At 63.6% G+C, this 17,863-nt stretch carries 15 protein-coding genes; 2 read left to right on the top strand and 13 right to left on the bottom strand.

Annotated elements, in window-relative coordinates; all coding sequences use genetic code 11:
* Position 1 precedes the first annotated feature (1 nt).
* Positions 2-568 carry a cob(I)yrinic acid a,c-diamide adenosyltransferase gene (locus BLS27_RS11820; protein WP_043207538.1) on the top strand — a complete coding sequence of 189 codons (567 nt, stop codon included), beginning with the start codon at positions 2-4 and terminating at the stop codon, positions 566-568.
* 74 nt (positions 569-642) lie between these two features.
* Here the strand turns inward: BLS27_RS11820 and BLS27_RS11815 are convergent, their stop codons facing one another.
* The 4 genes from BLS27_RS11815 to secA form a co-directional block, all read right to left on the bottom strand.
* Positions 643-1,587 (bottom strand): Nudix family hydrolase, encoded by a 945-nt coding sequence (locus tag BLS27_RS11815; protein ID WP_090344901.1) that lies wholly within the window; start codon positions 1,585-1,587, stop codon positions 643-645.
* Complete coding sequence (locus BLS27_RS11810; protein ID WP_090344899.1) at positions 1,584-2,216, bottom strand: glutathione S-transferase family protein; 633 nt, start codon at positions 2,214-2,216, stop codon at positions 1,584-1,586. Before BLS27_RS11810 ends, BLS27_RS11815 begins: the two co-directional genes overlap by 4 nt.
* A 117-nt stretch (positions 2,217-2,333) precedes the next feature.
* Complete coding sequence (gene argJ / locus BLS27_RS11805; RefSeq protein ID WP_043207533.1) at positions 2,334-3,551, bottom strand: bifunctional glutamate N-acetyltransferase/amino-acid acetyltransferase ArgJ; 1,218 nt, start codon at positions 3,549-3,551, stop codon at positions 2,334-2,336.
* A gap of 229 nt (positions 3,552-3,780) precedes the next feature.
* Positions 3,781-6,519 (bottom strand): preprotein translocase subunit SecA, encoded by a 2,739-nt coding sequence (gene secA, locus BLS27_RS11800; RefSeq protein WP_043207530.1) that lies wholly within the window; start codon positions 6,517-6,519, stop codon positions 3,781-3,783.
* A 368-nt stretch (positions 6,520-6,887) separates the two neighbouring features.
* Between secA and BLS27_RS11795 the strand changes: the two genes are divergently transcribed.
* On the top strand, positions 6,888-7,349 hold the full coding sequence (locus BLS27_RS11795) for a DUF721 domain-containing protein (RefSeq protein WP_043207527.1): 462 nt from the start codon (positions 6,888-6,890) through the stop codon (positions 7,347-7,349).
* Positions 7,350-7,409: 60 nt separating this feature from the next.
* Here the strand turns inward: BLS27_RS11795 and lpxC are convergent, their stop codons facing one another.
* The 9 genes from lpxC to murD all read right to left on the bottom strand — a co-directional run bounded on the left by lpxC (position 7,410) and on the right by murD (position 17,859).
* Positions 7,410-8,321: a UDP-3-O-acyl-N-acetylglucosamine deacetylase gene (gene lpxC / locus BLS27_RS11790; protein WP_070092350.1), complete on the bottom strand. Its 912-nt coding sequence runs from the start codon at positions 8,319-8,321 to the stop codon at positions 7,410-7,412.
* A 112-nt stretch (positions 8,322-8,433) separates the two neighbouring features.
* Positions 8,434-9,630: a cell division protein FtsZ gene (gene ftsZ, locus BLS27_RS11785; RefSeq protein WP_043207523.1), complete on the bottom strand. Its 1,197-nt coding sequence runs from the start codon at positions 9,628-9,630 to the stop codon at positions 8,434-8,436.
* A 56-nt stretch (positions 9,631-9,686) separates the two neighbouring features.
* Positions 9,687-10,943 carry a cell division protein FtsA gene (gene ftsA, locus BLS27_RS11780; protein ID WP_043207521.1) on the bottom strand — a complete coding sequence of 419 codons (1,257 nt, stop codon included), beginning with the start codon at positions 10,941-10,943 and terminating at the stop codon, positions 9,687-9,689.
* Between the two features lie 14 nt (positions 10,944-10,957).
* Positions 10,958-11,827 (bottom strand): cell division protein FtsQ/DivIB, encoded by an 870-nt coding sequence (locus BLS27_RS11775; protein WP_043207518.1) that lies wholly within the window; start codon positions 11,825-11,827, stop codon positions 10,958-10,960.
* 5 nt (positions 11,828-11,832) lie between these two features.
* Entirely contained in the window at positions 11,833-12,789 is a 957-nt protein-coding gene (locus BLS27_RS11770) for a D-alanine--D-alanine ligase (RefSeq protein WP_070576174.1), read from the bottom strand.
* Positions 12,786-14,240, bottom strand: a complete 1,455-nt coding sequence (gene murC, locus BLS27_RS11765) for a UDP-N-acetylmuramate--L-alanine ligase (protein WP_090344896.1) — start codon at positions 14,238-14,240, stop codon at positions 12,786-12,788. The genes BLS27_RS11770 and murC overlap by 4 nt, the downstream gene beginning before the upstream one ends.
* A complete protein-coding gene (murG, locus tag BLS27_RS11760; RefSeq protein ID WP_043207510.1) occupies positions 14,233-15,312 on the bottom strand; it encodes an undecaprenyldiphospho-muramoylpentapeptide beta-N-acetylglucosaminyltransferase in 1,080 nt (359 codons plus the stop codon). The genes murC and murG overlap by 8 nt, the downstream gene beginning before the upstream one ends.
* Positions 15,302-16,516, bottom strand: a complete 1,215-nt coding sequence (ftsW, locus tag BLS27_RS11755; protein WP_043207508.1) for a putative lipid II flippase FtsW — start codon at positions 16,514-16,516, stop codon at positions 15,302-15,304. Before ftsW ends, murG begins: the two co-directional genes overlap by 11 nt.
* Positions 16,513-17,859, bottom strand: a complete 1,347-nt coding sequence (gene murD / locus BLS27_RS11750) for a UDP-N-acetylmuramoyl-L-alanine--D-glutamate ligase (RefSeq protein ID WP_043207556.1) — start codon at positions 17,857-17,859, stop codon at positions 16,513-16,515. The genes ftsW and murD overlap by 4 nt, the downstream gene beginning before the upstream one ends.
* Positions 17,860-17,863 lie beyond the last annotated feature (4 nt).

Below are 17,863 nucleotides of genomic sequence, written 5' to 3'. Positions count from 1 at the left end.
CATGGGCTATCGGCTGTCGAAGATCTACACCCGCACCGGCGACAAGGGCGAAACAGGCCTTGGCGACGGTCGCCGGGTACCCAAGGATCATCCGCGGATCGAGGCGATCGGCGAGGTGGACAGCCTCAACAGTCAACTGGGCGTGCTGCTCGCCGGGCTGCAGAGCGAAGGGCTGGAGGAGTTGATCGAGATTCTGGCGCCTTGTCAGCACCGGCTGTTCGACCTGGGCGGCGAATTGGCGATGCCCAGCTATCAAGCCTTGGACCAAGTCGAAGTAGAGCGGCTGGAAGCGGCCATCGATCGCTGGAACGAGGAGCTCGGCCCCCTGAAGAACTTCATCCTGCCCAGTGGTTCGGCGCTGGTGGCCCAGGCCCACGTGTGTCGAAGCCAGGCGCGCAGCGCAGAGCGTCGGTGCCAGCAGTTGAATGCCATCGAGCCGCTGGATGGGGTGGGCTTGGCGTACATCAACCGGCTGTCCGATCTGTTGTTCGTCGCAGCGCGGATCATCGGGCGTCGCCAAGGGGTCGCAGAGGTGCTGTGGCAGGCTGCGGCCAAACCGCAGGCCTGATATCGCAGCTAAACCCGCTCATACAGGGAAGGTGTTGACCTTGTACGAGCGGGTTTACCGGCCAATGACCGAGATCAGGACTGCGGCCAGAACGCCCGGATACCTGCCACGCCCTGGGCACCAGCTTCCCAGGCACGCTCACGCTCCCCGGCGCCAACCCCTCCCAGCAGGAACACCGGATGATTGATCCCCTGGATCAACCGCCCAGCCTCCTCCCAACCCAACGGGGTAGCCTCTGGATGAGTCTGGGTCGCCTGCACAGGCGACAAGGTGACGAAATCCACTCCCATCTGCTCGGCCAAGGCCAGCTCTTCAGCGTTGTGGCACGAAGCCGCCAACCAGCGCGTCTTCGGGAACGGTCGCCCATTGGCGGCGTACTTGCGCAGTTGTGCGGACGTCAGGTGCCAACCCGCCGACGGGAAGTCGCCCAGCCATTCCAGCGGTCCCTTGAGCATCAGCTGGGCCTTGCCGGCACACAGCCCGACCGCATCCACTGCCACATCACGGTATTTGGGATCGTACATGTCCGGCGCACGCAGCTGGATCAGACGGATGCCGCCTGCGATGGCCTTCTGGATGCCGCGCAGCAATTCGGGCGCCTCCAGGCCATCGGGGGTGATCAAGTACTGGTCCGGCAGTCGCGCGGCAGCAACGATCGGCTTGTTGGCCTCAGGGAACTCGTAGTGCCCCAAGTCCCGTGGCGCTACCCAAGCCAGGGGCTGGCCCTCGGCGCCATGGGGTTCGCCGGTGAAGGCGTCCACCTCACGGACATCCAGCAGCACCTGTTTGTCCGGGTAGTCGTGGCTGACCTTGATAAGTGGTCGCGAGCCCGTCACCTCGATACCCAGCTCTTCGCGCAACTCACGCGCCAGCGCCATCTCGACGGCCTCACCCTCTTCCACCTTGCCGCCAGGGAACTCCCACAGGCCGCCCTGGTGCTGGGTATCGGCGCGTCGGGCAATCAGGATGCGCCCGTCTGCGCCACGAATGACCGCCGCAACAACATGAATCCGTTTCACCCTTCTCGCTCCGCCAGACCTGCCTTCTGCCAGGCCTGGAAGGCCGGCCATTGATAAATGGTTTCAATGTAAGCGGCCGCTTCGGCCGGAACTTCGACGCGGTAGGTGCGCAGACGCACCGCCACCGGCGCGAAGAACGCATCGGCCAGGCTCGGCTTGCCGAACAGGAACGGCCCAGTCTCCTTGGCCGCCAGTCGGCACTCAGACCACAGGGCAACGATTCGGTCGATATCGACTTGCACGTCCAGCGGCATGTTCACCAACGCTTCATCGCGAGACAGATCGAACGGCATCGTGCTGCGCAGCGCCATGAAACCACTGTGCATCTGCGCACACGCTGAACGCGCCTGGGCACGGGCAGCGATGTCCGCCGGCCACAGTTGGGCCTCGGGATGACGTTCGGCAAGGTATTCGGCAATGGCCAAGGAGTCGGCGATGACGCCGTGCTCGGTCTTGAGCAGCGGCACCTTGCCGGTAGCGGAGAATTCGAGGATACGTTTGCGGGTATCGGGCTGGTTCAGGGTGATCAGCGTCTCTTCATACGGCACGCCAGCCAGCTCAAGGGCCAGGGCACCGCGTAGCGACCAGGATGAGTACAGCTTGTCGCCGATGATCAGGTGATAGCTCATGGTTCGGCTCCATTGGATCAGAATACTAGGGACTGCTGTGCAGCGCTTCGCGGGCGAACCCGCTCCCACAACGTTTGCATATGCTGCATGGGAGCGGATTTACCCGCGAAGAGGCCATCAGGTGCGGTATTCGGCGTTGATCTTCACATATTCGTGGGACAGGTCGGTCGTCCAGATGGTTTCGCTGCATTGGCCACGACCAAGCTCGATGCGAATGGTGATTTCTTCCTGGGCCATCACCTTGGCGCCCTGATCCTCGGTGTAGCTCGGGCTGCGGCCGCCCTTGCTGGCGATGCACACATCATCGAGGAACACGTCGATCAGGCTGACATCCAGCGCGGGCACGCCGGCACGGCCGACGGCGGCGAGGATGCGGCCCCAGTTGGGGTCGGAGGCGAACAGCGCGGTCTTGATCAGCGGCGAGTGGGCTACGGCGTAGCCGACGTCCAGGCACTCCTGGTGATTGCCACCACCGTTGACCTGAACGGTAACGAACTTGGTCGCGCCTTCACCGTCGCGAACGATGGCCTGGGCAACTTCCATGCACACCTCGAAGACAGCCTTTTTCAGGGCCTCGAACAGCGCACCGCTGGCCTGGGTGACTTCCGGCAGATCGGCCTTGCCGGTCGCGATCAACATGCAGCAGTCGTTGGTCGAGGTATCGCCGTCGATGGTGATGCGGTTGAACGACTTGTTGGCGCCATCGAGCAGAAGGTCCTTGAGCACCGCAGGAGCCACCTTGGCATCGGTGGCGATGTAGCCGAGCATGGTGGCCATGTTCGGACGGATCATCCCGGCGCCCTTGCTGATGCCGGTCACGGTGACAGTCACGCCGTCGTGCTGGAACTGGCGGCTGGCCCCCTTGGGCAGGGTGTCGGTGGTCATGATGCCGGTGGCGGCCTCGGCCCAGTTGTTTTCCGACAGGTCATCCAGGGCAGCTTGCAGCGCGCCCTCGATCTTCTCGACCGGCAGCGGCTCGCCGATCACGCCAGTGGAAAACGGCAGCACAGCGCTGGCCTCCACGCCCGCCAGTTCCGCCAGCTTGGCACAGGTGCGCTCGGCAGCGGCCAGGCCCGGTGCGCCGGTACCTGCGTTGGCGTTGCCAGTGTTGGTCAGCAGGTAGCGCACGGTGCCCTGCACGCGCTGCTTGGACAGGATCACAGGCGCTGCGCAGAAGGCGTTGAGGGTAAACACACCGGCGACGCTGGACCCTTCGGCGCAACGCATCACCACCACGTCCTTGCGCCCAGGGCGCTTGATACCCGCCGAGGCGATGCCGAGTTCGAAACCGGGAACCGGGTGCAGGGTGGGCAAAGGACCAAGACCAACAGCCATGTAAGCGCTCCTAGAGAAACCAAAGGGGATGTGGCGATGCCGCACGATCTTAATAGCGGCCAACGCGCGGATGGAAGAGCGGGACCGCTATGCGGCCCTTTTGCGACACAAGGCCGCTATCACAAGGTTGCAGCGTTTTGGAGTCACGCGCTGCACCTGTGGTAGCGGCCTTGTGTCGCGGTGGGCTGCAAAGCAGCCCTAATCAACAGTCAGCGCCAGGGCTATCCGATCACTCGATCTGGCCGTGGCAGTGCTTGAACTTCTTGCCCGAACCGCACCAGCACGGCTCGTTGCGACCCAGCTTCTGCTCGTTGCGTACCGGCGCGGCAGCCACAGCCACCTCGGCGCCTTCCTCGGCGAGCTGCTGCTCGCTTTCCAGGCCAGGGGCAGCAGCATGCTGGAACTGCATGCGCTGAGCCAGTTCCTCGGCTTCGCGGCGCAGACGGGCCTCTTCTTCGGCCGGATCCTCGCGGCGAACCTGGACGTGGGAAAGCACGCGGATGGTATCGCGCTTGATCGACTCCAGCAGTTCCTGGAACAGGGTGAAGGATTCGCGCTTGTACTCTTGCTTCGGGTTCTTCTGCGCATAACCGCGCAGGTGGATACCGTGGCGCAGGTGGTCCATGGTCGACAGGTGGTCTTTCCACAGATCGTCCAGCACGCGCAGCAGGATCTGCTTCTCGAAGGTGCGCAGGGCCTCGATGCCAGCCTGGTCTTCCTTCTCGTTATAGGCAGTGGTGATTTCGTGGAGCAGCTTCTCGCGCAGGGTCTCTTCGTAGAGGCGCTCGTCCTCGTCGAGCCACTGCTGGATCGGCAGCTTGATGGCGAAATCACTGGCCAGCGCGGCCTCCAGGCCTGCCACGTCCCACTGCTCAGGCAGCGATTGCGGCGGGATGTGCTGGCTGATGGTGGCATCGAGCACTTCCTGGCGGAACTCGGCGATGGTGTCACCGATGTTCTCGGCGGCCAGCAAGCTGTTGCGCATGTGGTAGATCACCTTGCGCTGTTCGTTGGCCACATCGTCGTATTCGAGCAACTGCTTGCGGATGTCGAAGTTGCGACCCTCGACCTTGCGCTGGGCCTTCTCGATGGCATTGGTGACCATGCGGTGTTCGATGGCCTCGCCGGACTGCATGCCCAGCGCCTTCATGAAGTTCTTCACGCGGTCGGAGGCAAAGATACGCATCAGACTGTCTTCAAGAGACAGGTAGAAGCGGCTCGAGCCTGGGTCGCCCTGACGACCGGCACGACCACGCAGCTGGTTGTCGATACGGCGGGACTCGTGACGCTCGGACGCGATCACGTGCAGGCCACCGGCCTCGATCACCTGCTGATGACGCTTCTGCCAGTCGGCCTTGATCTGGGCGATCTGCTCGGCGCTCGGGTTCTCAAGGGCGGCGACTTCTGCCTCCCAGTTGCCGCCCAGCAGAATGTCGGTACCACGGCCGGCCATGTTGGTGGCGATGGTCAGCGCACCTGGCGCACCGGCCTGGGCGATGATCTCGGCTTCTTTTTCGTGGTACTTGGCGTTGAGCACCTTATGGTCGATACCTTCTTTTTTCAGAAGGTTGGACATGTGCTCGGAGGTCTCGATGGTGGCGGTACCGACCAGCACCGGACGTCCCTGCTTCATGCTTTCCTTGATGTCGGCGATGATCGCCGCGTACTTCTCGTCGGCAGTCAGGTACACCAGGTCGTTGAAGTCCTTGCGCGCCAACGGCTTGTTCGGCGGAATGACCATCACGTTGAGGTTGTAGATCTGGGCGAACTCGAAGGCCTCGGTGTCAGCGGTGCCGGTCATACCGGACAGCTTGGTGTAGAGGCGGAAGTAGTTCTGGAAGGTGGTCGAAGCCAGGGTCTGGCTCTCGGCCTGGATGTTCAGGTTTTCCTTCGCTTCGATGGCCTGGTGCAGGCCTTCGGAGAGACGGCGGCCCGGCATGGTACGACCGGTGTGCTCGTCGATCAGCAGGACCTGGCCGTCCTGGACGATGTACTCGACGTTGCGATGGAACAGTTTGTGGGCGCGCAGACCGGCATAGACGTGGGTCAGCAGGCCCAGGTTGTGCGCCGAGTAGAGGCTCTCGCCCTCGGCCAGCAGGCCGGCCTGGGTCAGCATCTCCTCGATGAACTGGTGACCGGCTTCGTTGAGCTCCACCTGACGGCTCTTTTCGTCGATGGTGAAGTGGCCTTCCTGGGTGACCTGGCCTTCGACTTCCTCGATGTGCTGCTTCAGGCGCGGGATCAGGCGGTTGATCTCGATGTACAGCTTGGAGCTGTCCTCGGCCTGGCCGGAGATGATCAGCGGCGTACGGGCTTCGTCGATGAGGATCGAGTCGACTTCGTCGATCACGGCGAAGTTCAGCTCACGCTGGAACTTCTCTTCCAGGCTGAACGCCATGTTGTCGCGCAGGTAATCGAAACCGAATTCGTTGTTGGTGCCGTAGGTGATGTCCGCGGCGTAGGCAGCGCGCTTTTCTTCCGGCGGCTGGAAAGCCGACACGATGCCCACGGACAGACCGAGGAACTCGTACAGCGGGCGCATCCAGTTGGCATCGCGGCGGGCGAGGTAGTCGTTGACGGTCACCACGTGCACGCCCTTGCCGGACAGCGCGTTGAGATAGACCGCCAGGGTACCGACCAAGGTCTTGCCTTCACCGGTACGCATTTCTGCGATCATGCCTTCGTGCAGGGTCATACCGCCGATCAGCTGCACGTCGAAGTGACGCATGCCCATGACACGCTTGCCGGCCTCGCGGGCCACGGCGAAGGCTTCCGGCAGCAGTTGGTCGAGGGTCTCGCCTTTGGCCAGGCGCTCCTTGAACTCTGCGGTCTTGCTCCGCAGCTGCTCGTCGGAGAGGGCCACCATCTTCTCTTCGAAGGCATTGACGATGTTCACCGTCTTGAGCATGCGTTTGACTTCACGCTCGTTCTTGCTTCCAAAAAGTTTTTTTAACAAAGGCGCAAACATATCGGCAGGATCTTCCACACGTAGGGATGGAGGGCGGCCCCATGAGTCGCCCGTGCAGCCCTGAGGCCGCATGCGAACGAGCATTCTACCCGGAAACGATGGTGAGGAAAGTGGTGGATTTCCACGATGCTGGCACAGCGCTTTGGCGGGGGCCCTCCTAACATAAGGCCTTTTCGAACAAGTTCAAGGTGCTGGAAGATGAAACGTCTCAGGGACATTTCCCAAAGAGATCATGGGGTTGCCGCCCTTGCAGGTCAGCCTGCCCTCTCAATTGAGCTATAAAACCGCCACAGCGGGAGTGTCCTGCGGTCAGTCCAGCGCCATGGCTTCTGTTAAGATGGCCAATCTGTAACCACCTGCGTACCCCCATGGCCTACAAGCCCTCCCCCGCCCAGCCTCCGGCCGCGCTGTTGCGTCAGGCCAGGCCACTGCGCCTGCTGCTCAACCAGGCCGAGCGCTTGGCCCATTTGCAGCGTCTGCTGGAAAGCCAGCTGCAACCGGCCGCTCGCGAGCATTGCCATGTGGCGTCCTGGCGAGATGGCACCTTGCTGCTGGTGGTGACGGACGGTCACTGGGCTACGCGTCTGCGCTATCAGCAGAAGCGCCTGCAACGCCAGCTTCAGGCACTGGAGGCATTCGGCAATTTGCAGCGCATCTTGTTCAAGGTGCAACCCCCGCTGGTGCCGGCCAAACGGGATGGCCAAGGTGTGGAGCTGTCCTGCAAGGCCGCCGAGAGTATCCGCGATTCGGCCGAGGGCATCGCCGACCCCAAGCTGCGGGCAGCCCTGGAACGGCTGGCAGCGCATGCCCAAGGCAAGGAAAAGGGCTGAAAACGCCCCATAAAAAAGGCCACCCGAAGGTGGCCTCAATGAACTAGAGAGTGTTCGAACTTACACGGCCGCAACAGGGCGCATGTAGGAGATCGGTGCCGTGCTGGCATCTTCGAAAGTGACCACTTCCCAGGCGTCCTTCTCAGCGATGAGCTTGCGCAGCAACTGGTTGTTCAGCGCGTGTCCGGACTTGTAGCCCTTGAACTCGCCGATCAGGCTGTTGCCCAGCAGGTAGAGATCGCCGATGGCATCGAGGATCTTGTGCTTGACGAATTCGTCTTCGTAACGAAGGCCGTCTTCGTTGAGCACGCCGTCCTCATCGACCACGATGGCGTTTTCCACACTGCCGCCCAACGCAAGGTTGTGCTTGCGCAGGTACTCGATGTCACGCATGAAACCGAAGGTACGGGCGCGGCTGACTTCCTTCACGAACGACGTGCTGGAGAAGTCGACACTGGCGCTCTGGGTCCGGTTGCGCAGTACCGGATGATCGAAGTCGATCTCAAAGCTCACCTTGAACCCGTCGAAAGGCAGGAAGGTGGCGCGTTTGTCGCCCTCCTCCACCGTCACTTCGCGCAGGATGCGGATGAACTTCTTGGCGGCGTCCTGTTCTTCCAGGCCGGCGGATTGAATCAGGAATACGAAGGGGCCCGCGCTGCCATCCATGATCGGTACTTCCGAGGCGGAGAGCTCGACGTAGGCGTTATCGATGCCCAGGCCCGCCATGGCGGAGAGCAGGTGCTCGACCGTATCGACCTTTACGTCACCGTTGACCAGCGTCGTCGACATGGTTGTCTCGCCGACGTTGGCCGCACGGGCCGGGATCTCGACGACGGGGTCGAGGTCGGCACGGCGGAAGACGATGCCGGTGTCCACAGGCGCTGGCTTGAGGGTCAGGTAGACCTTCTCCCCGGAGTGCAGGCCGACACCTGTGGCACGGATGGTATTCTTCAGGGTGCGTTGTCTAATCATGGCTTTGGCCGCTTCAGCGCAAATTGCGAACAGGTATCAACAAAGGCTGGGGATGATAACAGACCCGGCCTTTGCTGAACACCAATCACCCCTATACCCCTGATAAATTCCATTAATCGGCCTGGCGACGCAGGAACGCCGGGATGTCGAGGTAGTCCAGATCATCCTGTGGGTTGAGTTTAGCCGCTGCTGCGGCACCTCCGTGGGCCTGGTTGCGCATCACGGTCGGACGCTCCAGGTCGCGGTAATTGACGGCAGGCTGCTCCTGACGCACCGGTGCAGGGTTGGACGCCTCGTAGGCGGCGGCCGCGCTCTGCAGAGTGTTGTCGACGACTTTGACCGGTTTCTCGATACGTGCGCCCAGACCAGTGGCAACCACGGTCACGTGCAGCTCGTCGCGCATATCCGGATCGATCACGGTGCCGACCTTGACCATGGCATGGTCGGAGGCGAAGGCTTCGATGATGCTACCGACGTCGGAGTACTCGCCCAGGGATAGGTCCGGACCTGCGGTGATGTTCACCAGGATGCCGCGGGCGCCCTGCAGGTTGACGTCTTCGAGCAGCGGGTTGCGGATCGCCGCCTCGGTGGCTTCGCGGGCACGGTTCGGACCGCTGGCGCAGCCGGTACCCATCATCGCCATGCCCATCTCACCCATTACGGTGCGCACGTCGGCGAAGTCGACGTTGATCATGCCCGGACGCTTGATGATGTCGGAGATACCACGCACGGCGCCAGCCAGTACGTCATCGGCCTTGGCGAAGGCCGACAGCAGGCTTGCATCCTTGCCCAGGATGGTCAGCAGCTTCTCGTTGGGGATGGTGATCAACGAGTCGACGCTTTCGGCCAGCATGCGGATGCCCTCGTCGGCGATCTGCATGCGCTTGCGACCTTCGAACGGGAACGGACGGGTCACCACCGCAACGGTGAGGATGCCCATTTCCTTGGCCACTTCGGCGATGATCGGCGCAGCACCGGTACCGGTACCGCCGCCCATGCCAGTGGTGATGAAGACCATGTTGGTGCCCTGCAGCACCTCAGCGATACGCTCACGGTCTTCCAGCGCGGCCTGACGGCCGACTTCCGGATTGGCACCAGCACCCAGGCCCTTGGTGACACCGGTACCCAGCTGCAGGATGGTGCGCGCGCCGATGTTCTTCAGCGCCTGGGCATCGGTGTTGGCGCAGATGAACTCGACGCCTTCGATGTTGCTTTTGACCATGTGGTTGACGGCGTTGCCACCACCACCACCGACACCGATCACTTTGATGACCGGACTTTGCGGGACGTTGTCTACGAGCTCGAACATTTTCCCTCTCCTTAACTGTTCTCTAGTTTTTGCGCCTACCACTACTGCTTTGAAACTTAGAAGTTGCCCTGGACCCAACGCTTGAATCGTTCAAGCACCGGAGCCTTCGGTTCATCGCCATAGCTGTTGTTGCTGCTGTTGCCGGTCAGGGGCAGGTCCTCGGTCTGCTTTTGCAGGCCGTAGGTGAGCAAGCCCACGCCGGTGGAATAGATCGGGTTGCGCACGACATCGCTGAGCCCCCGAACGCTGTGCGGTACGCCAAGGCGCACCGGCATGTGGAAGATTTCCTCGGCCAGTTCCACAGCGCCTTCCATCTTGGAGGTGCCGCCGGTCAGGACGATGCCGGCCGGCACCAGATCCTCGTAGCCGCTGCGACGCAGCTCGGCCTGGATCAAGGTGAAGAGCTCGTCGTAACGGGGCTCCACCACCTCGGCCAAGGCCTGGCGCGACAGCTCGCGCGGTGGGCGGTCGCCCACGCTCGGCACCTTGATGGTCTCGCCAGCGCCGGCCAGCTTGGCCAAGGCACAGGCGTAGCGGATCTTGATTTCCTCGGCGTACTGGGTCGGGGTCCGCAGGGCCATGGCGATATCGTTGGTCACCTGGTCGCCCGCGATCGGGATCACCGCGGTGTGGCGGATGGCACCCTCGGTGAAGATGGCGATGTCGGTGGTACCACCACCGATGTCCACCAGGCACACGCCCAGTTCCTTCTCGTCATCGGTCAGCACCGAATAGGCCGACGCCAGTTGTTCGAGGATGATGTCGTCGATTTCCAGACCACAGCGGCGCACGCACTTTTCGATGTTCTGGGCGGCGTTGACTGCGCAGGTGACCACGTGGACCTTGGCTTCCAGACGCACACCGGACATGCCCAGAGGCTCGCGCACGCCTTCCTGGTTGTCGATCACGTAGTCCTGCGGCAGGGTGTGCAGCACCCGCTGGTCTGCCGGGATGGCCACGGCCTGGGCGGCGTCCAGTACGCGCTCGAGGTCAGCGGTGCTGACTTCGCGATCGCGAATCGCGACGATGCCGTGGGAGTTGAGGCTGCGAATGTGATTACCGGCGACGCCGACGAACGCCGAGTGAATACGGCAGCCGGCCATCAGCTGCGCCTCTTCCACCGCGCGCTGGATCGACTGCACGGTGGACTCGATGTTCACCACCACGCCTTTCTTCAGGCCGCGGGAGGGATGGGTACCGATGCCCACGATTTCCAGTGTGCCGTCAGCGGCCACCTCACCCACCAGCGCCACCACCTTGGAGGTGCCGATGTCCAGCCCGACGATCATTTTGCCGCTATGCGCGTTTGCCATGGTCCTGCCTCTCTCTAATTCTTCGCAACGGCGGGTTGGGCCGTCGTCGGTGCAATCGGTTCCCGCCAGCCAACGGCAAGCCCGTTGGCGTACCGCAGATCAACGCGGGCGATGTTGGTGATCTGCTCTTTGAGTGTCTTGTCGTAAATGGCAATGAAACGGCGCATCTTCTCCACCAGATGGTCGCGCCCCAGCAGCAGCTCGATCCCAGGCCCGGCGCTACCCGCGCCGGTGGTGAGGAACCAACTGCCTCGCTCGCGCAGCTCCAGGCGAGCGATGGAAAAGCCCAGGGGGCGCAGCATCTGGCTCAATACCTGATACTGCTGCATGACTTGTTGCTGAGCGCGCTGCGGCCCGAACAGCTGCGGCAGGTGCTCGTAGTTGGCCAGTTCGCGCGGGGTGAAGGCCTGGCCTTGGTTGTTGAGCAAGGCTTCGTCGCCCCAGCGCGCCACCGGCAACTGTTCTTCCAGGCGGATCACCACCTCGTCCGGCCATACCCGGCGGACTTCGGCATGGGCGATCCATGGCATCTGTTCGAGCTCCAGGCGCATCGCCGTCAGGTCGACACTGAAGAAGCTTGCGGCCACGTACGGCGCGATCCGCTGCTGCACTGCCTGCTGGCTGATGTAGCTCAGGTCGCCCTGCACGGCGATCTTGGTGATCGGCCGGTCGGCATACGGCATCAGGCGCACGGCGCCTTCATAGGCCCCGAAGCCTGCAGCGACCAGCAACACCGGCCACAGCAAGCGTTTGAGGCCGCCCAGGCTGGGCCGCGGCAGGCGCGCCGATACGGGCTCGTCGGCCACCAGTCGGCTGGCACCACGCGGCACCGGCTTGCTACGGCCGGTAACGGGTTGCTGCTGACGTATCATCGCGCCGTGCATGGCTCTTAACCTCGCGTCGCTACGCTTTCGGCCAGGATCGCCAGCACCAGTTGCTGGAAGTCCAGACCGGCCGCGCGGGCCGCCATCGGCACCAGGCTATGGTCGGTCATGCCGGGTGCGGTGTTGACTTCGAGCAGCCAGAACCGGCCCTGCTCGTCCTGCATCACGTCCAGACGCCCCCAGCCTTCGATGCCAATGGCATCGCAGGCGCGTGCGGTCAGTTCGATCAGTTCCTGTTCCTTGGCGTTGTCCAGGCCGCACGGGATGCGGTATTGGGTATCGTTGGCCAGGTACTTGGCGTCGTAGTCGTAGAACACGTGCGGCGTGCCCAAGGCAATCGGAGGCAGCACCTGACCGCGCAGCACAGCCACGGTGAACTCCGGACCATGGATCCACTGCTCGACCAGCACCTGGGAGTCGTAGCGGGCGGCATCGCGCCAGGCAGCGACCAGCTCCTGCTCGTTGTTCACCTTGGCCATGCCGATACTGGAACCTTCATGGGCCGGTTTGACGATCAACGGGAAGCCCAGTTCCTTACCGGCCTCGACACAATCGTGCTCGCTGCCCAGCACGGCATGGCGCGGGGTCGGAATGCCCAGGCTCTGCCAGACCTGCTTGGTGCGCAGTTTGTCCATCGCCAGCGCAGACGCCAGGATGCCGCTGCCGGTGTAGGGAATGTCCAGGCACTCCAGCAGGCCCTGCATGCTGCCATCTTCTCCCCCACGGCCATGGAGAATGATGAAGGCGCGGTCGATCTTCTCGCTCTGCAGGCGTGCGAGCAGGTCATCGCCCACATCGATGCCGACCACGTCGACACCGGCGCTGGTCAGCGCTTCGAGCACCGCCTTGCCGGACTTGAGCGACACCTCGCGCTCGGCGCTCTTGCCGCCGTACAGCACAGCGACGCGACCGAAGGCTTTTACGTCCAGGGTCGAGTGCAATTTGTCGTAGGCGCTGCTCATTTCGACTTCTCCTGGCTGGCGACGGCGCCAGCGAACAGCGGGCTCTTGATCAGTTGCGGGGCCAGGCCGCCGATGTCACCGGCGCCTTGGCACAGCAGGATGTCGCCGGCGCGCAGCAATGGCTTGACCAGCGGCGCAAGATCGACACCCCGTTCGATGTAGATCGGGTCCAGTTGGCCGCGCTGACGGATGCTGTGGCACAGCTGGCGACTGTCGGCCCCCGGGATCGGCTCCTCGCCGGCCGGGTAGACCTCCATCAGCAGCAATACGTTGGCGTCGGCCAGTACCTGTACAAAGTCGTCGTACAGGTCGCGGGTGCGGCTGTAGCGGTGCGGCTGATAGACCATCACCAGACGCCGGCTCGGCCAACCGCCACGCACGGCCTTGATTACCGCGGCCACTTCGGTCGGGTGGTGTCCGTAGTCGTCGACCAGCATCACGCTGCCGCCTTCGACCGGCAGCTCGCCGTACACCTGGAAACGCCGGCCCACGCCCTGGAAGCCGGACAGGCCCTGGACGATGGCGTCGTCGCTGATGCCTTCGTCGGTGGCGATGGCAATGGTGGCCAGGGCATTGAGCACGTTGTGGTTGCCCGGCATGTTGACCGAAACCTCCAACGGCTCGCAGTCGCGGCGCAACACGGTGAAGTGGGTCTGCATGCCTTCCTGGCGAACGTTGATGGCGCGCACGTCAGCTTCTTCGCTGAAGCCGTAGGTGACGGTCGGACGCTTGACCTGTGGCAGGATCTCGCGCACCACCGGATCGTCCAGGCACATCACGGCCAGACCGTAGAACGGCAGGTTGTGCAGGAACTCGACGAAGGTTTTCTTCAGTTTGTTGAAGTCGCCTTCGTAGGTGGCCATGTGGTCGGCATCGATGTTGGTGACGACCGCGACCATCGGTTGCAGGTGCAGGAAGCTGGCGTCGCTCTCATCGGCCTCGGCGATCAGGTAGCGGCTGGTGCCGAGCTGGGCGTTGGTGCCGGCTGCGGTCAGGCGCCCACCGATGACGAAGGTCGGATCCAGGCCGCCGGCGGCGAACACCGATGCCAGCAGGCTGGTGGTGGTGGTCTTGCCATGGGTACCGGCCACGGCGATGCCATGACGGTAGCGCATCAGCTCGGCGAGCATTTCGGCGCGCGGCACCACAGGAATGCGCCGCTCGAGGGCGGTGGCGACTTCCGGGTTGGCCGGATTGATGGCGCTGGACACCACCAGTACATCAGCGTTGGCGGCGTTCTCGGCACGGTGGCCGACGAAAATCTCGGCGCCGAACGACTCCAGGCGCTCGGTGACCGGGGACGCTTTGAGGTCCGAACCGGACACCTGGTAGCCCAGGTTCAGCAGCACTTCGGCGATGCCGCACATGCCCACGCCGCCGACACCGACGAAGTGGATGCGATGGATGCGGCCCATTTTCGGCTGGGGCATGGCTTTCTGGCTCTCAACCATGGGCCACCTCCAGGCAGATATCGACCACGGTGCTGGTTGCGGCAGGTTTGGCCAGGCGCCGTGCGGTGCTGGCCATGGTGTTGAGTTTCTCGGGTTGCATCAGCACCTCGTTCAGGCGTTCAGCGAGCTGCGCTGCGCCAGTTGTCGCTTGTGGCATCAGGAAGGCAGCGCCTTCACGAGCCAGGTATTGGGCGTTGTGGGTCTGGTGGTCGTCGATGGCGTGGGGCAAAGGCACCAGCACCGAGGGCAGGCCTGCCGCAGCCAGTTCGCTGACGGTCAGGGCACCCGCCCGGCATACCACCATGTCAGCCCAGCCATAGGCATGGGCCATGTCCTTGATGAAGGGCTCTACCTGAGCCTCGACCCCCGCCTCGCGATAACGCTCGGCGGTGATCGGCGCGTGTTGCTTGCCGGCCTGATGGAACACCTCGGGGCGCAGGCTCGCAGGCACTTCCGACAGGGCCTTAGGCAGCAATTTGTTCAATGGTTCCGCACCCAGGCTGCCACCGAGCACCAACAGGCGTGCGCGGCGCTCGGCCAACGGGGCGCGTGGTGCCTCCAGGAACAGCTCCGGGCGCACCGGATTGCCGGTAGTGCGGCGCTTGCCGCTGGCCTGGAACGTGTCCGGGAAAGCTTCGCAGACTCGCGCCGACAGCGGCACCAGCAGCCGATTGGCGGTACCGGCGCGGGCGTTCTGCTCATGGATGACCAGCGGCACACCACAAAGCCGCGCGGCAACACCGCCTGGGCCGGTCACGTAGCCGCCAAAGCCCAGCACGCAGACCGGCTTGAGCTGACGGATGATACGTCGCGCCTGGAGCACCGCCTTGACCAGCGTGAACGGCGCCTTGAGCAGCGAAAGCTTGCCTTTGCCGCGCAGGCCGCTGACCTGGATCAGGTGCAGGGGCAGACCTGCCTGGGGCACGAGTTCGTTCTCGATACCGCGCGGAGTACCCAGCCAATGCACGCTGTAGCCACGGGCCTGGAATTCACGGGCGCAGGCCAGGGCCGGGAAGACGTGCCCCCCGGTGCCACCGGCCATGATCAGAACGTTTTTGCCGTCAGCGGCCATGGTAGGTCTCCTCGGCAAAATCGCTTTCCTTGAACTCGTGCTCCTCGCTGCCCAGGTGCGTGCGGCTTTCCCACTCGATGCGCAGCAGCAATCCCACGCAGGCACAGCAGATCACCAGCGAACTGCCGCCGTAGCTGAGGAACGGCAGGGTCAGGCCTTTGGTCGGTAGCAGGCCGACGTTCACGCCGATGTTGATCAGGAACTGGCCGATCCACAGGAACGCCAGGCCGAACGCCATGTAGGCGGCAAAGAACTGCTTGGCCTTTTCCGCCCACAGGCCAATGTACAGGGCCCGCACGGTGACGAAGACGAACAGCGCCACGGTGCACAGCGAGCCGACCACGCCCAGTTCCTCGGCCAGGACCGAGAACACGAAGTCGGTGTGCGCTTCAGGCAGGTAGAACTGCTTCTGCACGCTGTTGCCCAGGCCCACGCCCAGCCATTCGCCACGCCCGAAGGCAATCAGTGCCTGGGTCAGCTGGTAGCCGGAGCCGAACTGGTCGGCCCAGGGGTCGGTGAAGGTGATCAGACGCGCCATCCGGTAGGGCTGGGCCTGGACCAGAATGAACACCGCCACCACCGCCAGCACCACCATCAAGCTGAAGCGGAACAACCCCACCCCGCCGAGGAACAACATGGCTGCGGCTGCGCCCATCATCACGACGGTGGCGCCGAAGTCCGGTTCCATCAGCAGCAGGCCGGCCATGGGCAGCAGGACGATGAAGGGTTTGAAGAAGCCCATCCAGCTCTCACGGACTTCCTGCTGGCGGCGTACCAGGTAGCCGGCCAGGTAGATGACCACGAAAACCTTGGCAATCTCGGAGGGCTGGACGTTGAAGAAGCTGAAGCCGATCCAGCGCATGGAACCGTTCACTTCCCGGCCAATGCCTGGCACCAATACCAGGAACAGCAAGCCAAAGGCACCGACCAGCATCATGAAGCCCATGCGCTGCCAGGTGGCGATCGGCACCATCATGGTCGCGCCACAGGCGACCAGGCCCAGGGCCACGTACACCAGATGGCGGAACATGTGATACAGCGGGTTGCCCGACTGCACTGCGGCCACTTCCGAGGAGGCCGAGGTGATCATCACCAGGCCCAGGCCCAGCAGCGCCAGACAACCGGCGAGGAAGGCGAAGTCCAGGTCGATGCCGCGGCCGCTGATCAGCGGCGATGGATAAGGCTTGAGGATGCCGAAGATCATGCCAGCCCCTCCGCTGCCCGGGCGAACAGACGTCCGCGCTCTTCGAAGTTCTTGAACATGTCGAGGCTGGCGCAGGCCGGCGACAAGAGCACGGCATCGCCTGGCTCGGCCAGCTCGGCGCATTGCTGCACGGCTTCATCCAGGGTCTTGACCCGAACCTGGTGCACGCCCTCGCCCAGCGACTGGGCCAAGCGCTCGGCATCCCGCCCCAGCAGGACCACGGCGCGGCAGAAACGCGCCACCGGCTCACGCAATGCCGAGAAGTCCGCTCCCTTACCGTCGCCACCGGCGATGAGCACCAGTTTGCCGTCGATATCCGCTCCCAGACCTTCGATCGCCGCCAGGGCAGCACCGACGTTGGTGGCCTTGGAGTCGTCGTACCAGTTGACACCGTTGCGCTCACGCACCCATTGGCAACGGTGGGCGAGCCCGGTGAACTCACGCAGCGCTTCGAGCATCGGCGCGAACGGCAGGCCCACGGCATGACCCAGGGCCAGGGCGGCCAGGGCGTTGCTCTGATTGTGGGCACCGCGGATCTTCAGTTCACGCACCGGCATGAGGGTCTGGAATTCGAAGGCCAGGTACTTCTCGCCGTCCACTTCACGCAGGCCGAAAGCCTTGAAGTCTGGAACGTTCAAGCCAAAGGTCCAGCACGGGCGGCCCTCGACCGGCAACGGCCGGCTCAAGGCATCCTGGCGGTTGACCACCACCTGGCGAGCGCCACGGAAGATCCGGTGCTTGGCCAGGTGATAGGCCGGCAGGCCGCTGTAGCGGTCCATGTGGTCTTCGCTGATGTTCAGCACAGTGGCCACTTCAGCGTTGAGCTGGTCGGTGGTCTCCAGCTGGAAGCTGGAAAGCTCCAGAACATACAGTTCCACCGTGTCATCCAGCAGATCCAGCGCCGGCGTACCCAGGTTGCCGCCCACCGCCACACGCTTGCCCGCCTTGGCGGCCATTTCGCCGACCAGGGTGGTCACGGTGCTTTTGGCATTGGAGCCGCTGATCGCCACGATGGGCGCCTTGGCATGACGCGCGAACAACTCGATGTCGCCGGACAGCGTCACGCCGCGGGCCGCAGCCTGCTGCAGGGCCGGGGTGGCCAGGGCCAGGCCAGGGCTGACATAGAGTTCGTTGGCGCGGCACAGGAAGTCCACGTCCAGCTCGCCACAGCGCACTTCCACCTGCGGATATTCACGACGCAGGGTTTCCAGTTCCGGCGGCTGCTCGCGGGTATCGGCGACCGCAAAGGCAATGCCCCGGCTCGCCAGGAAGCGAACCAGGGACATGCCGCTCTTGCCGAGGCCGACAACGATGCGGAATTGGTCGGAAGCGATCAATGACACGCTC

The organism is Pseudomonas guariconensis (genome assembly GCF_900102675.1).
GTDB lineage: Bacteria > Pseudomonadota > Gammaproteobacteria > Pseudomonadales > Pseudomonadaceae > Aquipseudomonas > Aquipseudomonas guariconensis.
Note: the sequence above shows the minus strand (reverse complement) of the source record. Positions and strands in the feature narration are given on the sequence as shown.

Coding starts and splice junctions, on each gene's coding strand:
- BLS27_RS11820 (WP_043207538.1), top strand. CDS start 2: ATGGGCTATCGGCTGTCGAAGATCTACACCCGCACCGGCGACAAGGGC.
- BLS27_RS11810 (WP_090344899.1), bottom strand. CDS start 2,216: ATGAGCTATCACCTGATCATCGGCGACAAGCTGTACTCATCCTGGTCG.
- argJ (WP_043207533.1), bottom strand. CDS start 3,551: ATGGCTGTTGGTCTTGGTCCTTTGCCCACCCTGCACCCGGTTCCCGGT.
- secA (WP_043207530.1), bottom strand. CDS start 6,519: ATGTTTGCGCCTTTGTTAAAAAAACTTTTTGGAAGCAAGAACGAGCGT.
- BLS27_RS11795 (WP_043207527.1), top strand. CDS start 6,888: ATGGCCTACAAGCCCTCCCCCGCCCAGCCTCCGGCCGCGCTGTTGCGT.
- lpxC (WP_070092350.1), bottom strand. CDS start 8,321: ATGATTAGACAACGCACCCTGAAGAATACCATCCGTGCCACAGGTGTC.
- ftsZ (WP_043207523.1), bottom strand. CDS start 9,630: ATGTTCGAGCTCGTAGACAACGTCCCGCAAAGTCCGGTCATCAAAGTG.
- ftsA (WP_043207521.1), bottom strand. CDS start 10,943: ATGGCAAACGCGCATAGCGGCAAAATGATCGTCGGGCTGGACATCGGC.
- BLS27_RS11775 (WP_043207518.1), bottom strand. CDS start 11,827: ATGCACGGCGCGATGATACGTCAGCAGCAACCCGTTACCGGCCGTAGC.
- BLS27_RS11770 (WP_070576174.1), bottom strand. CDS start 12,789: ATGAGCAGCGCCTACGACAAATTGCACTCGACCCTGGACGTAAAAGCC.
- murC (WP_090344896.1), bottom strand. CDS start 14,240: ATGGTTGAGAGCCAGAAAGCCATGCCCCAGCCGAAAATGGGCCGCATC.
- murG (WP_043207510.1), bottom strand. CDS start 15,312: ATGGCCGCTGACGGCAAAAACGTTCTGATCATGGCCGGTGGCACCGGG.
- ftsW (WP_043207508.1), bottom strand. CDS start 16,516: ATGATCTTCGGCATCCTCAAGCCTTATCCATCGCCGCTGATCAGCGGC.